Raw genomic sequence first — 17,561 nt, 5'->3', positions numbered from 1 at the left:
AAGTGGGTGACATAATTGTTAAAATTCTAATTAAACTATTAACTAAATTTTCAATTCATTGCTTTGCTTTATCAATTGTTAAAAAGTATTTAGTTAATTTTAAATATTTAACTTCAACTGTTTTTTAAAAAAGTTAAATATTTTTTAACTAATGTTGTAATATAAGTATTAATATCAGTTGGTGTTTTATATCGATATTCAATTTCAATTGCTGATTGCTCACGCTTATATTTATATTTTAAAATTTATGTATCAGATAAAATTATAATTGGATTATAAATCGTCATATAAATAAAGAAAGTTTTTAAATCATAAATATTAATTTTGCCTTCTTCAATGCTGGTAATAGTTGAATTAAATCAATCACTATAGATTTCTTCAATATTTGTTGAACTAGGATAAGGCCAGGCAATACCGCTATTATTATTTAGTAATTGATTTCAAGGTTTATCAATATTAATGTAACCAGACGAAGTCAAAATTTGTTGAATAAATCAATATGAGAAATATAGTTCATTAATTGTTTTGTCAGAATTAAAAACTGCTCCAAAAATTGGTTGATCAGTTTTTGACGTATAAGTTTAATTTGCCAAAGCTTGGCGAATTCGTACATCAATTGTTGAACAACTTACAACTGAATTAATTGCTGGAGTTATAAAAGTTAGTGCTGTTATAATTTTATCATTTTTCTAAAAATTATAATAAAAAAATAGATAAGTTTTAAACTACTTATCTATTTTTTTGTTTTCTTCAATTAAGTCGGTTCTATTTTTTTCTCATAAGCAATACATCAATCAAAAACAGATGTTTCGGCGTTTTTAGCTACACGAACAGAAATTTGAAAATAATCTGATAGAAATTCTTTAATTCCGGCAATTTGACCACATCCTCCAGTAACTAAAATTCCATTAGCAACAGCATTACCAGCTAACTCAGCTGGAGTTTTTTCTAAAACTTCGGTTATTAATTGTGTAATTGATGAAAAAATACTTATTAATAATTTCCTAATTTCTGAATCTAAAATTTTTGCTTCTTTTGGCATTCCTGTTACAACATCACGACCGAAAATAATCATTTTTTTATTTTCTTTTGTTTTGCATATAATGAACCAATTTGTTTTTTAATTTGTTCAGTAGTAACAACACCAATTGAAATAGTATGCTTCACACCAATGTATTTTAAGATTTCTTCATCAATATAATTCCCAGCAGTTTTAATTGATTTACTTTCAACAATTCCACCAACTGAGATAATAGCACAACTTGATTTTCCACCACCAATGTCTAAAATAAAAGTTCCTTTTGGTGCAAAAATATTTTCACCCGCTCCTAACGCAGCCATTAATGAATCTTCCTCAATTTTTAGAAAGTCAGCACCAATATTTTTGCACATCTTGATTATTGCTTGTTTTTCTAAGTCTGTAACATTTTTGGGACATGCAATTAAAACAATAGCATTTTTTCATAAATCAGTTACTTTTGCTTTTTTTCCTATTTGTTGAATAAATTCTTCTGCAATAGTTAAATCCGTAACTGCTCCATTACGTAATGGTGAGTAAATTTCAATTTTATCGTGTGTTTTGCCATTAACTTTTTAGCATCATCACATAATGAATGCTATTAGTTTCTTAGTTCCGATTTCATATGCCATTACTGATGCTTCATTAAAAATAATGCCTCTCCCAGCAACATAAGCAATCGAATTAGTAGTTCCTAAATAGAAAGCAATGAATTTCCGGGGTGCTTTTGGCGAAATGTTAAATGTATTTTTCAATACGTCTGATATTACCATCTTTAAAATGTCTCCTTCCGTTTATTGCTTCGTTAAAAAACATTCAATATCAAATAACTTTATTATATAAAATCTGGTATAATTTGCAATTAAAAATGATAATTTCAAGTTTCTTTTTTAAAAATTTTAGTTATTTTTTATGTTATTAGTTCTTTGGAAAAAAAGTATATTTTTAAAATATACTTTTTATGAAATTTTGTATTCATTTGCATCAAGTAATTGAATTCTTTCAATTACAGCACCTAAATTTTTTTCATAAGTTTTAGCACCATCAATTACAGACATTAATGGATCATTTGCAGCTTTTACTTTTAATTGGAAAATTGATTCAAAATATTTTACAATTCCACGAATTAAAGCTCCTCCGCCACAGATGGTAATACCATTTCTAATAACATCACCAGCTAATTCTGGTGGTGTTTGTTCTAATATTTCTACTAATAAGTCTGTAATTCTTGAAAAAGGGGCTAATAAAACGTTTTTAATTTCTTCAGGTTTAATTAATACTTCTCGTGGTAATCCCGTAATAATATCACGACCAAAGGCACGAACTGGTTTTTCATTAATTATTTTAACTAATGCACCAATTTCTTTTTTAATTTGTTCAGCCGTTCTAATTCCGACTAGCACATTGTATTCAGCACGAATATATTTTTGAATTTCTTGATCTAAGTGTTTTCCTGCAACTTTAACTGATTTTGAAATTACAATATCACCAGCTGAAATAATTGCAATATCTGTTGTTCCTCCACCAATATCAATTACTAAATTTCCTTGTGCTAGACCAATATTAATGCCAGCTCCTAATGCTGCTAGTTTAACTTCTTCTTCTACTAAAACGTGACTTGCTCCCATATCTTTTGCAATAGCTTTTAAAGCACCACGTTCTAATTCGGTAACTCCACTTGGGCATGCCAATATTACTAGTGAATTTTTTCAAATTCCTGATAATTTTAATCTACTAAAAATGTGTTTTAACAAATCTTGAGCCGCTTCCATATCGGAGATAACTCCGTCTACTAATGGTGTTACCATTCTAATATGATCATGCGTTTTTCCAACCATTTTGTATGCTTCATTTCCTAAGGCAATTAATGAGTTACTTAAAGTGTCATATGCCATCATCGAAGGTTCGTTATAAACAATTCCCTGACCTGATACATAGGCTACCGTGTTAGCTGTCCCTAAGTCTAGTGCTAAAAACGAGTAGTCTTTTCCAAATTTATAATTAGCCATATTTCTTTTTGCCTCCTTTTCCTATATTTAAAATTTATGATTATTTTAATATAACAGTATAGTATAATTATACTATAAAATCAGGATAAGTAAATGAAAAAGGTGTTTATCGGGGAGTGAAGGCTAAAATGGGAGTATTTCTGATTGTTGAAGGTAAGACAGATTCAACAAAGTTAAAAAGTATTTTTCCTAATATTAAAACAATTAAAACTAACGGTAGTGGGATTACAAAAGAAAAATTAGCATTGATCAAAAAAATTAGTTTAAATAATAAAGTAATTATTTTTACTGATCCTGATTATCCTGGACAAAAATTACGTCAAATTATTAGTGATTATTTAGAAAACAACTGCCTGCATGCTTTTATAAGTAAGAATGATGCAACCAAGGGAAAAAAAGTTGGAATTGCTGAGGCATCTGAAGATGCAATTAAAAATAGTATTAATAATTTAATTAGTTTTTCAAACCAGCCAGTTGATAATTTACAATGAAGTGATTATATTAATTTAGTTGATTCAAAAGTAAAACGCGAAAAAATTATTAAGTACTATAACTTAATGCCAACTAATAATAAAACAACATTTAAATGACTAAATTATATGAATGTTAAAAAACAAGATTTAATTGATATTTTAAAGGAGAAATAATGAAGAAACAAAACCAAGAAATGCGTGCCAAAGGAATAATAGCTAAAAAGAGTAAGGGACAAAACTTTTTAACAAATCCTCATTTTATTAATTTAATTGTTGATAGTGCATTTGATTTACCAAACACAAATATTTTAGAAATTGGTCCAGGAATGGGTGCTTTGACGAGTTCTATTTTATTAAAAGCAAACAAGCTTGTTTGTGTTGAAATTGATTCAACTTTAGTAGAATATTTAACATTAAAATTTAAAGATCAGGGTTTAACTGTTATCCAGGCAGATATTTTAACCATTGATTTAGAAAAATTATTTTTAACAGAATTTTTAGATAATAATCCAATTAGTATTATTTCCAATATTCCTTATTATATTACTTCACCAATTATTTTTAAATTATTAAAAATAAATAATCCAAAAGTAAAAGAAATTATTTTAATGATGCAAAAAGAGGTGGGTGAACGAATTATGGCTCAGCCAAATTCAAAAAATTATAGTAGTCTTTCTGTTGTTTGTCAATTTTATAGTGACATTGAAAAAGTTTCCTTAGTTGGTCGTAATAATTTTGTTCCAGTACCAAAAGTTGATAGTATTGTTTTAAAATTTAAATTGAATAAAAAATATCCTTTATTAATAAATGACGAAGAATTTATTAGATTTATTCCAATAATGTTTGCAACAAAGCGAAAAACAATTTTAAATAACTTAGCAATTATTATTAACAATAAAATTTTAGCCGAAGATATTTTGGTAAGATTAAACTATGCATTAAATTTACGTTCAGAAAATTTAAGTTTAAATGATTTTTATCTTTTATATAATGAAATTAAACAAACTAAGGGAGAACTATAAAAATGAAAATTAGATCATATGGTAAGTTTAATTTAACTTTAGAGGTTTTTCACAAACATAAATTTAAAAAAATGCACCATATTAAAAATATTATTTTTCCTTGTAAGGAAGAATATGATTTTGTTGAGTTATTGCCTTATCAAGGTAAACAAACAATTTTTACTTGTAATAAAAAAGAACTAGATTCAAATAATAATACTATTTTGGAAGCATATCATAAATTTGTTGTTATGTTCCCTAAGTTTAAATCAACTCTAGTTCATATTAATTTAATTAAAAATACAACTATTGGTTCTGGTCTTGGTTATTCTGCTAGTAATGCTGTTGCAATGATTAAACTTATCTGTCATTTTTTTAATATTAATTATTATTCTTGGAAAATTAAAAAGTTAATTCAAAGTCTTAGTTCCGATGCTTTATTTTTTTATTTAGAAAAACCAGCAATAATCTCTTGTTATGGTCATAAAATTAAGTATTTAACAATGCATCAAATTAATAAATATAAAATCACAAATCTTAAAATTATTGATTTAAAAATATCATCAATCACAAAAGAGGTTTATCAAGAATTTGACAATAATTATCAATACTATAAAACAAAAAAATAATTAATAATCTTTATTTTAATATGTTACAACAGCCCGCTTTTAAAATTAATCCAGAGTTAAAAAAAATTTATCTTACACTAAAGCAAGAATACTCAAATGTAATGCTTTCTGGTAGTGGCAGTGCTTTTTTGGTTTGATAATTTAGTTTTAAAGTATATTTTAAAATTAAATTAGGCTATAATTGAACATAAATGAGGAGATTGCAAAATGAAAAAAGTATTGTTAATTGATGGAAATTCTTTGCTTTTTAGAGCATTTTATGCCACAGCGTATAATGGCGAGATGTTAAAAAGTTTGGATGGAACACCAACAAATGCTGTTTATGCATTTGCCAATATGTTGAATAAAATATTAAAAACAAATAACTACTATAGTGTTGTTGTTGCTTTTGATAAAGGAAAAAAGAATTTTCGTCATGATTTATTAGTTAACTACAAAGATGGTCGGAGTAAAACGCCAAATGAATTAATTGTACAATTTCCAATTGTAAAAGAATTTTTAGATAGTTATCAAATTCCATATTTAGAGCAAGAAGGATATGAAGCTGATGATTTATTAGGATGTTTAGCAGTGCTGGCTGAAAAAGAAGATTTTTATGTTGATATTTTTTCAAGTGATAAAGATTTATATCAATTAATTACTAATAAAACAAATATTTTAGTGTCACGTCAAGGCGACAGTGCTGATGTTATTGATGAAACAGCTTTAAGAACAAAATGGGGAATTACACCATTACAAGTTCCTGATTTAAAAGGACTAATGGGTGATCCTTCCGATAATTTAAAGGGTGTTCCAAAGGTTGGCGAAAAAACAGCAATAAAATTAATTAAGGAATATCATTCAATTGAAAATTTATATGATAATATTGAGCAGATTAAGGGTGCATTACAACAAAATTTATTAAATCATAAGGAAAGTGCATTATTATGCAAAAAGATAGCTACTATTTTTTGTGATATTAATTTAGAACATTTTACTTTTACTCAGTTTTGACCAAATCAAGAAAAATTAATGCAATTTTATTTAAAATATAATATGAATTCATTTGTAACAAAGTTGTTTAATAATCAAGATAATAGTACCCAAAATTCAAATATAACAGTAAAGATTATTGAAGAATGACGTTCCGAATTTAATGAAAATAACACTACTGTTTATTTAGAATTATTAGATGAAAATTATCATACTGCAGAAATTATTGGGTTTGGAATTGTTAATTCGAAAGGTGTTTTTTATTTTGATTATATTCATGCAAAACATGATAAACTATGACATCAATTTTTAAATGATACTAAATATCAAAAGTTAACTTATCATGCAAAGAGTTTAATTCTTGCTTTAGCTCGTGATAATATTTTTGTTCAAAATATTGAATATGATATGATGCTAGCTGGTTATGTTTATAATTCAAATGCAAAAAATAGTTTAGATACTTATATTAATTTATTTGAAAAAAAACAAATTTTGACTAATGAATTATTTTATGGCAAAGGGGTTAAAAAACAAATTCCTGCTGATGTAATTAAATTAAGTCATTTTATTGGTGAAAAAGCAGCGTACATTCATAAATTAAGACCAAAAATTATTGAGTTATTAAAAGCTAATCAGCAATATGATTTATATTATAAGATTGAGTTACCAACCGCTTTTGCATTAGCACGAATGGAAATTAATGGTGTTAAAGTTAACCAACATGAATTAACAACACAAACCTTACGAATTGAAAAAATTGTGCAAGAATTAAATAACGAAATTAATGATATTGCGCAAAAAGAAATTAATCCTAATTCACCAAAACAAATTTCAGAATTATTATTTCAAAATCTTTCATTACCTGATCGGAAAAAAGGGTCAACAGCACAAGAAACATTAGAAGAAATAAAAAATAACCATGTGATTATTCCTAAGATATTAGATTATCGAAAGTATCAAAAATTATATTCAACTTATTTAAAAGGGATCGAAAAATATATTTTTGCTGATGGGAAAGTTCATACAATTTATAAACAAACCTTAACAAATACTGGTCGGCTTTCATCTGTGGAACCTAATATGCAAAATATTAGTATTCGTGATGATGTTCAAAAAGAGGTACGAAAAATTTTTGTTGTTTCATCGCCAAATAATGTTTTATTATCTTGTGATTATTCACAAATTGAATTACGAATTTTAGCACATATGTCAAAAGACCAAGATTTAATTGCTGCTTTTAATAAGAATGAAGATATTCATACTAATACTGCAATGAAAATTTTTAATTTATCAAAAAATGAGATTACACCGAATATTCGTCGTAGTGCGAAAGCTGTTAATTTTGGGATTATTTATGGAATTAGTGATTTTGGTTTAGCAACTGATTTAAATATTTCTGTTGCAAAAGCAAAAGCAATAATTAATAATTATTATCAACAATTTCCAACAAATAAGGCTTTTATTGATCAACAAGTTGAGTTTTGTAAACAAAATGGTTATGTTACAACAATTTTTAATCGGAAACGTTATGTCCCAGAAATTAATGACCGTAATTATATGCAACGTGAATTTGGAAAACGGATTGCAATTAATATGCCAATTCAAGGTAGTGCAGCGGATATTATTAAAATTGCTTTAAAAAATATTGACCAAAAATTTTTAAAATTAAATTTAAAAGCAAAAATTATTGCACAAATTCATGATGAATTAATTTTTGAAATTCCACAAATTGAATTAATTCAAGTGCAAAAAATTGTTAAAACATTGATGGAAGATTCTACTAAATTAGATGTAAAGTTAATAGTTGATATGAAAACTGGTTTAAGTTGATATGATTTAAAATAAGATTAAATCATATCATTTTTTATAATTTTAATTACTTATTAGCATCTTGATTTTTATTAGATATAAAAATAAAATTAAATTATTAATTAAGAAAGAAGGAACAATATGCCAGAATTACCAGAAGTTGAAACGGTCCGTCGTATTTTAACAAAACATGTTGTTGAAAAAACAATTACTGATTGTCAAATTTTTTGAAATAAAATAATAAAATATCCTCTTGATTCAAAGGAATTTATAAAAATTGTTAAACAAAAAATTAATCGAATTGATCGAATGGGGAAACATTTACTATTTATATTGGATGATTATGTTTTAATTAGTCATTTACGTATGGAAGGCAAATATTATTTTACACTAAAAGATGAACCTGGTGAATGACAACATATTATGGTTTTATTTGAACTTGATCATCAATTTCAATTACGTTATTATGATACAAGAAAATTTGGGACAATGCATTTATATAATAAAAATGATTATTTACAACAAGCACCATTGAATAAGTTAGGATATGAACCATTTGATGAAAAAATTACAGTTTCATATTTAAAAAATGGTTGGCAAAATAAATCACAGCCGATTAAAACAACATTATTGGAACAAAATGTTATTGTTGGAATTGGGAATATTTATGCCAATGAAATTTTATTTGCTTCTAAAATTCATCCTGGTGAAAGAACAAAAAATTTAGTTGATCAAGATTATCAAAATATTATTGACAATACAAAATTAGTTTTACAAAAAGCCATTGATGAAGCAGGAACAACCATTGCAGCTTATCATCCTGAACCAGGAATGGATGGTAAATTTTTGCAACAATTAAAAGTACATGGGCGTAATAAAATGGAATGTGTTAATTGCCATAAATTAATTGATAAAATTTTTGTCAATGGACGAGGAACTTATTTTTGTAATTATTGTCAAAAATTAAAATAAAAAGGCATTCCTTGTTTAGAAATGCCCTTTAGAAAAAACTATTTACTAACGGATACCTATCTTTGGATATTACCTTTTAGGAGGCCCATCCATCAGGTAATGATAAGCTCTGTTTGTTTACTATATGTTGCCATATAGTACTTTACTTATAACATGGGATTTTTTAAAAAGTGGATAAGAATTCTAAAAATTATATTTTTTTTCTTTTTTGGGTAAATTTTGGTAAATTAGGTAAATATTAATAAATTCCTTTGTTTTATATTATTTTTTAAAATAAAAAGTTTATAATATTATCGTAATATTTTATATTAGAAGGGAAAAGAATTATGGGAGAAAAATATCATGCTAGATTAGTTAATGCTAGTGAAATAATTAAAAAAGCACATCAAAATAAATATGCTGTTGGTCATTTTAATATTAACAACCTAGAGTGAACAAAATCTTTATTAGAAGTTGCGCAAGCAATAAAAACACCAATTATTTTAGGAGCTTCAGAGGGAGCGATTAAATATATGGGAGGTTATAATTTAGTTGTTGCGATGGTTAATGCGTTATTAGTTTCATTAGACATTACTGTTCCAGTAGCATTACATTTAGATCATGGTCAATCAGTAAAAAGTTGTAAAATGGCAATTGATGCTGGTTTTTCCTCAGTGATGTATGATGGTAGCCACCACCCATTTGCTGAAAATCTAAAAAATACAAAAGAAGTAGTAGCATATGCAAAAACAAATGGTGTATCAGTTGAAGCTGAAATTGGTACAATTGGTGGAGAAGAAGATGGTGTAGTTGGTGCTGGTGAAATTGGTGATCCAAAAGAAGCTGCGGAAATGGTAGCAACAGGAATTGATTTTCTTGCTGCAGGAATTGGAAATATTCATGGTCCTTATCCAACTGGATGACCAGGTTTAAATTTTCAAGCTTTAGAAGATATTCAAGCTGCTGCAAAAATTGGAATGGTTTTACATGGTGGTAGTGGAATTCCACAAGAACAAGTTAAAAAAGCAATTTCATTAGGAATTAGTAAAATAAATGTTAATACTGAATTACAAATTGCATTTGCTGCTGCAACAAGAAAATATATTGAAGAGGGAAAAGACAAACCAGAAAATGGGAAAGGGTTTGACCCACGAAAATTATTAAAACCTGGATATGAAGCAATTAAAGCAACATTTGATGAATTAACATCATGGTTTGGATGCAAAGGTAAAGCATAAAAAACATTTCAAGAATGAAATGTTTTTTTCTTTAACTTTATGTTTAAATAATGTTAATAAACAATTTCAACAAAAAGTTTATTAGAAAAAGGAGTTTTATTAGTTATGATTCAAAAATTTAGTAATGTTTATCAATTTTCAACAATAACAAGTTTAGCTGCTGGTAATTTTGACGGTATGATTAAGCTTGGGACGTTATTAAAGAAAGGTAATTTTGGATTAGGAACTTTTGACCATTTAGATGGTGAATTAATTGTACTAGATGGTGTGGGGTATCAATTAAAATCAGATGGAACAGTTAATGAAGTTACGGCAAGTATGACAAGTACATTTGCTGTCATGGAATTTTTGAAGAACATCAAAAAATTAATATTTCAAAACTAACTAGTTATGAAGAAATTCAACAAATTATTGTAAATAATTTACCAAGTTTAAATTTATTTTATGGGATTAAAATTAATGGTTTATTTTCGGAAATAAAAACAAGAACTGTTTCATGGCAAGAAAAACCATATTCAACTTTATTAAAAGCATCAGAACAACAAGGAATTCTTAATGCTAAAAATATTAATGGTGATATTGTTGGTTTTTGAACTCCATCTTTTGCCAATACATTGGGAATTAATGGTTTCCATTGCCATTTTATTAATACTGAAAAAAATACTGGAGGTCATGTTTTTGATTTTCAATTATATTCAGGTACTATTGAAATATGCTATTTTTTAAAAATTAACTTAGAATTACCCACAAATAAAGAATATTTAGAAACAAATTTAATGGCTTTTGAATTACAAAAGGAAATTGAATTAGCAGAAAATGCAAAAAAATAAAATTATCTTAAATCTTAAAGTTCTTAATTAAGAATTTTAAGATTTTTTATTTAAATTTATATTTTTAAAATAAATTTATAATTTAAGGATTTATATTATAAAATTAATATGTAAAGTAAAAATTATGAAATTAAATTTTTAAATAATAAATAATAAATTTTAGAAAGCGAGGGCATTATAAAAAATGTGATTTAGTAAATCAGATAAAGAATTAGAACAGGAATTTAAAAGCAATTTAAATGTTGGATTATCTTCAAAACAAGCCAAAGAAAGATTAGTTAAAAATGGGAAAAATGAATTACCAAAACCTAAAAACAAACATTGAATTTTAATTTTTTTAGTTTCATTATTAAATCCATTATCTCTTATTTTAATTATTGCAGGAATTACTTCGGTTATTATTGAAAAAGTTGTTAATAATCGAATTTATGTGATAGATTTTATTGTGATTTTATGTATCGTTTTATTAAATGCCTTCATTCAAACAATTGAACAAATTAGAGCAAGAAAATCCCTTGATTCTTTTAAAAAATGACAATTCCAGTAACGATTGTTAAACGAGATGGTGCAATTTTTTAAATTCCGGTTGATGAATTAGTTGTAGGTGATATTGTTATTTTAGAAGCAGGGAAATATATTCCAGCTGATATTCGAATTTTAGAAGCAAATAATTTGTTAATTGACGAAGCTGCATTAACTGGTGAATCAGTTCCTGTTGAAAAATGGTGAAATAATTTTAAAAGAAAAATTAGTGTTAGCAGAACAGACTAATATGGCTTTTATGTCAACTTTTTTCACAAATGGTCGAGCAGTTGGGATTGTTGTTGCAAATGCTGTTGATAGTGAGATTGGAAAAATTGCTGCTGCGGTTGTTAAAACAAAAAAAGAAAAGACACCATTACAGTTACGCTTAACAAAATTAACAAAAATTGTTAGTATTTTTGCGGTTTTATTAGCAATCTTTGTTTTTGTTTTCTTTTTATTAACTGATGAAAATAGTTGACCAATTAATTTAATGACAGCAGTTACAATTGCAATTGCTGTTATCCCAGAGTCCTTAATTATTATTGTGTCAGTTATTTTATCATTATCAGTAAAACGAATGACAAAAGTTAATTTTATTGTTAAAAAATTAGATGCGGTTGAAACATTAGGTTCAGTTAATGTTATTTGTTCAGATAAAACAGGGACTTTAACTCAAAATAAAATGACAGTTAAAGAGATTATCTTCAATAATGAGATTCTTAAAGAAAATGATTTTAATTATAACCAAAATAATAAGGCAACTTTTCATTTTATTAATTGTCTAACCTTATATAATGATGCTATTAACCAAAAAAATGAACAAATTGGTGATCCAACTGAAATTGCTTTAATTGATTTTACAAGAAGATTTACAATTAGTGAAGTAGAATATCGTGAAAAATATCTTCGTGTTTTAGAAGTTCCCTTTGATTCTGGACGAAAATTAATGTCAACTGTTAATCATGTTAATAAACAAGAATTTGTTTATACAAAAGGTGCTCTTGACCAATTATTACTGCAATGTAATCGAATTTATTTAAATAACGAAATTGTTCCATTAACTGAAAAAATGAAGGAAGAAATCCAAGAGGAAGCATTAGATTTATCAAGTCAAGCATTACGGGTTTTAGCTTTTGCTTTTAAGCAAAAAGATCAACAAGAAATTGAGACTAATTTAATTTTTTTAGGTTCTGTTGGTATGATTGACCCACCACGTCCAGAAGCGGTTGAAGCAGTTAGAAAAGCACATGAAGCAGGAATTAGAGTAATTATGATTACTGGAGATCATAAAGCAACTGCTTTAGCTATTGCTAAAGAATTATGTCTAGCAGTTTCAGAAGCCAATGTTTTATCTGGACATCAAATTGATAATATGAATAATCAAAAGTTACAAGAAAAACTACATGATGTATCAGTTTTTGCAAGAGTTAATCCTGATCATAAAACAAGGATTGTTGAGTGTTTGCAATCAATGAACTATGTTGTTTCAATGACAGGTGATGGGGTTAATCATGCTCCAAGTTTAAGTAAAGCTGATATTGGTGTTGCAATAGGAATAACAGGGACAGATGTTTCAAAAGAAGCTGCAAATATTATTTTACAAGATGATAATTTTTCAACAATTATTCGTGGTGTTGAAGAAGGACGGAATGTGTATCATAAAATTAAACGGGTTATTGCTTTTGTTTGTATTGCACAATTAGCAAATGTGTTAGCTTTTATTATTATTTCAGTTACAACTAAAATTAAACCATTTGATTCTGTTACCATTTTATGGTTTAACTTAGTCATTGAAACATTAATGTCAATTCCAATTGGTTTAGGAAATAATGATGATGGCTTAATGCTAGAAAAACCACGAAGTAAGAAAGAAACTTTTTTACCAATAGTTTAGTTACAATTTTATATTTGGCTTTTGTAACAGCTGCTACTGTTATTGGTACATTTTTCATTGGTAAAGATATCTTTCATAATATTGAAGATGCTAAAATTACGACAATCTTAGTAATGGCTTGTTCACCAGTAATTTTTGCTTTTGCAATTCAATTATTAAATTATCGAATTAAAACACAATATAATGTTTCTCTGACTAATTATTATTTATTAGGTGCTTCAGTAATTGCCTTGGTATTAAATTTCTTGATGGTTTATACACCGGGTTTAAACTTATTTTTTTAAACAACAACCAAAGAACATAAATTTGATACTTAACCACTGTTATCTTGACAAATGACTGTAGTATCATTAGGAATGATGGTGCTTCCTAATGCTGTTGAGATATGATGCATTTCGTAAATTAATCAAACAATAAAAGAATAACATTAAAAATTGTTTTATTAAGTCTTATTATAAAATAACAAAATGTTGTCAGCCCAACTACTAAAGGAAAGCAAAAAATTTTTAATTTATTAAGCAATTAAATTTTTTCAATATTTTTTTAAAATTAGTTATTTTTCTTATATAATTAACTTAGTGATTCTTGAAATGGGTGGATAATATGTGAAATCTTGCAAAAGAGGTTACGCGAGGGTTTACAAAAAAAATAACTCAATTTATTGGGTTAATTTTGTTTATTATTGGTGCAGTTTTAACCTTTACAGCTCTTTTTTCAACTGTTTTTCAAGTTAAAAATGGCTTAAATGATATTAAGAAAAATAGTCTTCCTTATCAATATGAAATTCGAGTAGATAGTTTAAATATTGATAATAATGTGTGAAAAAGAAATCCTGCTTGAAAAATAAATGAAAATAATCATACTTTTTTAACTCAGTTTTATGATGAGTCAAAAATTGATGCTGAGCATTTAACATTTAATAATATTCGTGTTGATGTTTTAGGGTTAAATTGTGATTTAACTAATTCTGAAATTTGTAAATGAACAAAAGAACCATCATACTTAAACCCAAAAATGGGGACAGCTTCTTTTACTGCCTTAGTTAAAAATTTTAATAAGAATCTTACTGCTGCTTTTTTAAGTTATATTATTCATAATCCAGATGAAAGTCGTTTAAATGATTTAATTAATGGTGACAAAGCTGGCTTAGAACTTAGTTTTAATGTTGGTTATCAATTTACTGCAAATAATTTAGCAAAAGATACGCAATATTTTAATGCTACTGCTGTTAACAAAAATAAAAATTTATTATATAACGGTGATGGTTGACGAGGTAATAATATTTTTTATACTCCGTTTAATCGTCTTTTTGAAGTAACAAAATGAGAACATATTAGTGATTTAACAGAAAATAACATTATTTTAAATAAACAATATGCTGATTATAATCATTTAAAACTTGGTGGATACTTTAATTTAGGAAATAGTCAAAATTTACAATTTAATATTATTGGATATGGGGCAAAGGTAAGTAATATTTATCCTGATTTAGTAAGTCTATCAACTCTTGCTACTGGTCATAAAATTATTGATTTAAAAAATGGTTCAGTATTATTTATGAATGATATTAATTTTAATGCTATCAAGCAAAATTTTTCAAATGGAACTGAAAAAATTACTAGTTTTATTAATGTTAATGGTAATTTAACTGAACCACAAAAAATAACTTTATTAAGAAAAGTTTTAAGCAATTATTTTGTAGCGCCTGATAATGCAATTGTCGCTTTTGAAGCATCATTACCGGGACAAGTTGTGATGTTAACAAATACTGGTTTTATTATTAATACTTCAATTGCTGTTGCTTGTTCAATTATTATTTTATTTATTATTGCTTTTTTCATTAAAAAAGATATTACTAATGCAAAACGACAAATTGGAGTCTTAAAATCATTAGGATATCATCGCTTTGAATTATCATTTATTTTTACTTTTAACATTATTTTTACAACTTTAATTGGTTGTCTATTAGGATGAGCTTTAAGTATTCTTCTGCAAATGTATTTCACTGGTTCAAATTTATATTCAATAGGATTACCATTATCATCATTTTATTTTAATCCACTAATTTTTGTTTCAGCGATAATTTTTATTCCGCTTATTTTTATTGGGATGTCTTTCTTAGTCTCATTTATTCTTTTAAGTCGGACAGCTTTGGATTTAATTTATGATTTAAAAGGTTCTAATTTAAGTTTTCGTCCTAAAAAAGTAAAAAAAGGCCGTAAATATGCTCATTTTGGATTAACATTTAATGTTCATTTATCATTTACCTTTGCACTTAAATCTTTAGGAAAATGAATTATGGTATTAATTGTTTTAGCTTTTTTGTCCTTTTTGTTAATTTTCCAGTTGGATGCAGGAGTAATCGCACAAGGAATTGTTAAAGATTCTTTCCGTTATTTTAAGAATGATATTAAATCATATTTAATTGCTAGTTATGATCAACAAGATATTGCACAAGAAGCCAGCAATAGTAAACCTTATCAGTGAATTACGGCTGATAAGCGTATGAATTATTACCATGAGGTAAAAATTCTTGATGATAATAAAACATTTAACTTTCCGAATCCATTAATGTGCTTTAGAAGTTTATCTGTTTCAGATTCAAAAAATATGAAAAAAAATTGTGGTGATTTATTAAATATTATTGGTGATCCCAGTGGTACAACTCTTGTTAGAAGTAAGATTAATTATGATGAAAAAAATAAAAGATATCCATATATAAGTGCAACAACAGTTGAGGCAGTTGTTAATTATAAAGTTAAGGATAATGAGTCTGGTGAATGAATTAATGGATGAGATAATTTAGTAAAAATTATTAATCTTATGAAATCATTTTTAATTAAAAAAGGAATAAATGAAGCTGATATTCAAACAATTATTAGTGGAATTAATTTGGTTAATAGTTTAAGTACAACAACTAATGGTCAATACCCAGATATTTATTTAGGACCATATATGGTTTATGATAAAAATTATGATTTCCCGTATGTTTTCTTATCAGCAGGTTGAAGTCCAGATGATACTAAAAATTCAAAAAATCCAGTTTCACAATTAAATGTTGTTGGGTTGACAAGTGATGAAACAAAGCGTAATCAATTATTGAATTATCGTTCTAAGAAAACACCAAGTGATATTGCCCAAAAAGAAGTCTTTAGCTATAAAATTAGTTCAGACCCTACTGGGAATGACCCAAATGTTCCAATTAATGAACCAATACCAGTTCTTTTAGTAAAACGGGTTTATCAATCGATGAATTTAGTTTCGGGGGATATTTTTAAATTAAATGTTCGAATTACAAATGCTATTGGATATGTTCCAGTTGCTTTTAAAGTGATTGGTTCAAATGATGCTGATATTAATTCAGGGAATATTTATATGAATCAAGATTCATTAGTTACGGTTATGAACCAATGAGTTAATTTAACTAAAAAAGGAGAACAATTTTTACCAAATTCTTATTATAATATTGTTGCATCACGAGCTAGTCCATTGGGAGTAACCATGCAGCCTTATCGTATTATTTCGTCATTTTCATTAACCGATAATTATGATTTTACAATGTTTGATAATAATAAAAAACCGAATCTTAAAAATGAATTGGACTTAAGAACAAATTTAAAATTATTAAATGGTCTTAACAAAATATGACCATTTGATACTTTACGAGAAAATTATTTACAAGGAATGCGAACTGTTCGGGATGTTCTTAATGTTTTAGAAGGATTAACGATTGTCATTGTTGCTTTAATTTTATCAGTCTTAATTGCTATGGTGCTTGATGAAAATCGCCGTACAATCTTAACTTTAAAAGTCCTTGGATATCCAACATGAAAAATTATTGCAATTGTTTTAGGATTTTACTTATTTGCAATTATTTTAGGCTATGTTTTAAGTTATGTTATTGCCCAATTATTATGGAATGTCATTGCTCATATTGTTTTTAAAAGTACCGGAATGTTATTAATTCCTTCCTTTTCATCTTATGTTGTTTCAATAGCAACATTAGCAATTGGCTTTATTTTAATTTCAGTAATTGGAGTAGGGATTTGAAAAATTAAAAAGAATTAATTAATAAATATTACAATGGAATAAAAAATGTTATTTAATTAAATAACATTTTTTTAATTTATTAATTTCTTATTAATTTTTTTGTTAAACTAAATATATAGATATTGTGTTAGCCCAATTTATGATAAATAAAATTAATTGCTA

General features: G+C 26.4%; 13 protein-coding genes and 3 pseudogenes. 12 read left to right on the top strand and 4 right to left on the bottom strand.

The annotated features are described in order from the left end of the window. Positions 1-245: 245 nt before the first annotated feature. The 4 genes and pseudogenes from ACZ91P_RS15075 to mreB all read right to left on the bottom strand — a co-directional run bounded on the left by ACZ91P_RS15075 (position 246) and on the right by mreB (position 3,027). Positions 246-479 carry a hypothetical protein gene (locus tag ACZ91P_RS15075; RefSeq protein ID WP_465157140.1) on the bottom strand — a complete coding sequence of 78 codons (234 nt, stop codon included), beginning with the start codon at positions 477-479 and terminating at the stop codon, positions 246-248. 275 nt (positions 480-754) lie between these two features. After that, positions 755-1,042, bottom strand: coding sequence for a rod shape-determining protein (locus tag ACZ91P_RS15070; protein WP_465157139.1), 288 nt, complete (start codon positions 1,040-1,042; stop codon positions 755-757). Positions 1,043-1,047: 5 nt separating this feature from the next. Beyond that, positions 1,048-1,791 (bottom strand): annotated as a pseudogene (locus tag ACZ91P_RS15065) (rod shape-determining protein). Between the two features lie 186 nt (positions 1,792-1,977). Then, positions 1,978-3,027, bottom strand: coding sequence for a rod shape-determining protein MreB (gene mreB / locus ACZ91P_RS15060; protein WP_465157138.1), 1,050 nt, complete (start codon positions 3,025-3,027; stop codon positions 1,978-1,980). Positions 3,028-3,155: 128 nt separating this feature from the next. Between mreB and rnmV the strand changes: the two genes are divergently transcribed. The 12 genes and pseudogenes from rnmV to ACZ91P_RS15000 all read left to right on the top strand — a co-directional run bounded on the left by rnmV (position 3,156) and on the right by ACZ91P_RS15000 (position 17,417). Further along, complete coding sequence (gene rnmV, locus ACZ91P_RS15055) at positions 3,156-3,674, top strand: ribonuclease M5 (protein ID WP_465157137.1); 519 nt, start codon at positions 3,156-3,158, stop codon at positions 3,672-3,674. Next, the gene (gene rsmA / locus ACZ91P_RS15050) at positions 3,674-4,522 is read left to right on the top strand and encodes a 16S rRNA (adenine(1518)-N(6)/adenine(1519)-N(6))-dimethyltransferase RsmA (protein WP_465157136.1); all 849 of its coding nucleotides are present in this window, start codon (positions 3,674-3,676) and stop codon (positions 4,520-4,522) included. Before rnmV ends, rsmA begins: the two co-directional genes overlap by 1 nt. A 2-nt stretch (positions 4,523-4,524) precedes the next feature. Beyond that, on the top strand, positions 4,525-5,130 hold the full coding sequence (locus ACZ91P_RS15045) for a GHMP family kinase ATP-binding protein (protein ID WP_465157135.1): 606 nt from the start codon (positions 4,525-4,527) through the stop codon (positions 5,128-5,130). Between the two features lie 207 nt (positions 5,131-5,337). Further along, complete coding sequence (polA, locus tag ACZ91P_RS15040; RefSeq protein ID WP_465157134.1) at positions 5,338-7,947, top strand: DNA polymerase I; 2,610 nt, start codon at positions 5,338-5,340, stop codon at positions 7,945-7,947. A 105-nt stretch (positions 7,948-8,052) separates the two neighbouring features. Next, positions 8,053-8,883 (top strand): DNA-formamidopyrimidine glycosylase, encoded by an 831-nt coding sequence (mutM, locus tag ACZ91P_RS15035; RefSeq protein WP_465157132.1) that lies wholly within the window; start codon positions 8,053-8,055, stop codon positions 8,881-8,883. 326 nt (positions 8,884-9,209) lie between these two features. Then, a complete protein-coding gene (gene fba / locus ACZ91P_RS15030) occupies positions 9,210-10,100 on the top strand; it encodes a class II fructose-1,6-bisphosphate aldolase (RefSeq protein ID WP_465157131.1) in 891 nt (296 codons plus the stop codon). A gap of 105 nt (positions 10,101-10,205) precedes the next feature. Then, positions 10,206-10,930: pseudogene (budA, locus tag ACZ91P_RS15025) on the top strand (acetolactate decarboxylase). Positions 10,931-11,114: 184 nt separating this feature from the next. Then, positions 11,115-11,477 carry a cation-transporting P-type ATPase gene (locus ACZ91P_RS15020; protein WP_338990734.1) on the top strand — a complete coding sequence of 121 codons (363 nt, stop codon included), beginning with the start codon at positions 11,115-11,117 and terminating at the stop codon, positions 11,475-11,477. 32 nt (positions 11,478-11,509) lie between these two features. Beyond that, positions 11,510-11,593: pseudogene (locus ACZ91P_RS15015) on the top strand (P-type ATPase actuator domain-containing protein); the annotation flags it as partial. Between the two features lie 118 nt (positions 11,594-11,711). Then, positions 11,712-13,349 (top strand): cation-translocating P-type ATPase, encoded by a 1,638-nt coding sequence (locus tag ACZ91P_RS15010; protein WP_465157130.1) that lies wholly within the window; start codon positions 11,712-11,714, stop codon positions 13,347-13,349. 14 nt (positions 13,350-13,363) lie between these two features. Then, positions 13,364-13,633, top strand: a complete 270-nt coding sequence (locus tag ACZ91P_RS15005; RefSeq protein ID WP_465157129.1) for a hypothetical protein — start codon at positions 13,364-13,366, stop codon at positions 13,631-13,633. Positions 13,634-13,952: 319 nt separating this feature from the next. Next, positions 13,953-17,417 (top strand): ABC transporter permease, encoded by a 3,465-nt coding sequence (locus ACZ91P_RS15000; RefSeq protein WP_465157128.1) that lies wholly within the window; start codon positions 13,953-13,955, stop codon positions 17,415-17,417. Positions 17,418-17,561: the final 144 nt, after the last annotated feature.

The sequence above is a fragment of the Spiroplasma endosymbiont of Halictus nicosiae genome (assembly GCF_978018445.1).
This window is presented reverse-complemented; position numbering and strand designations above follow the sequence as displayed.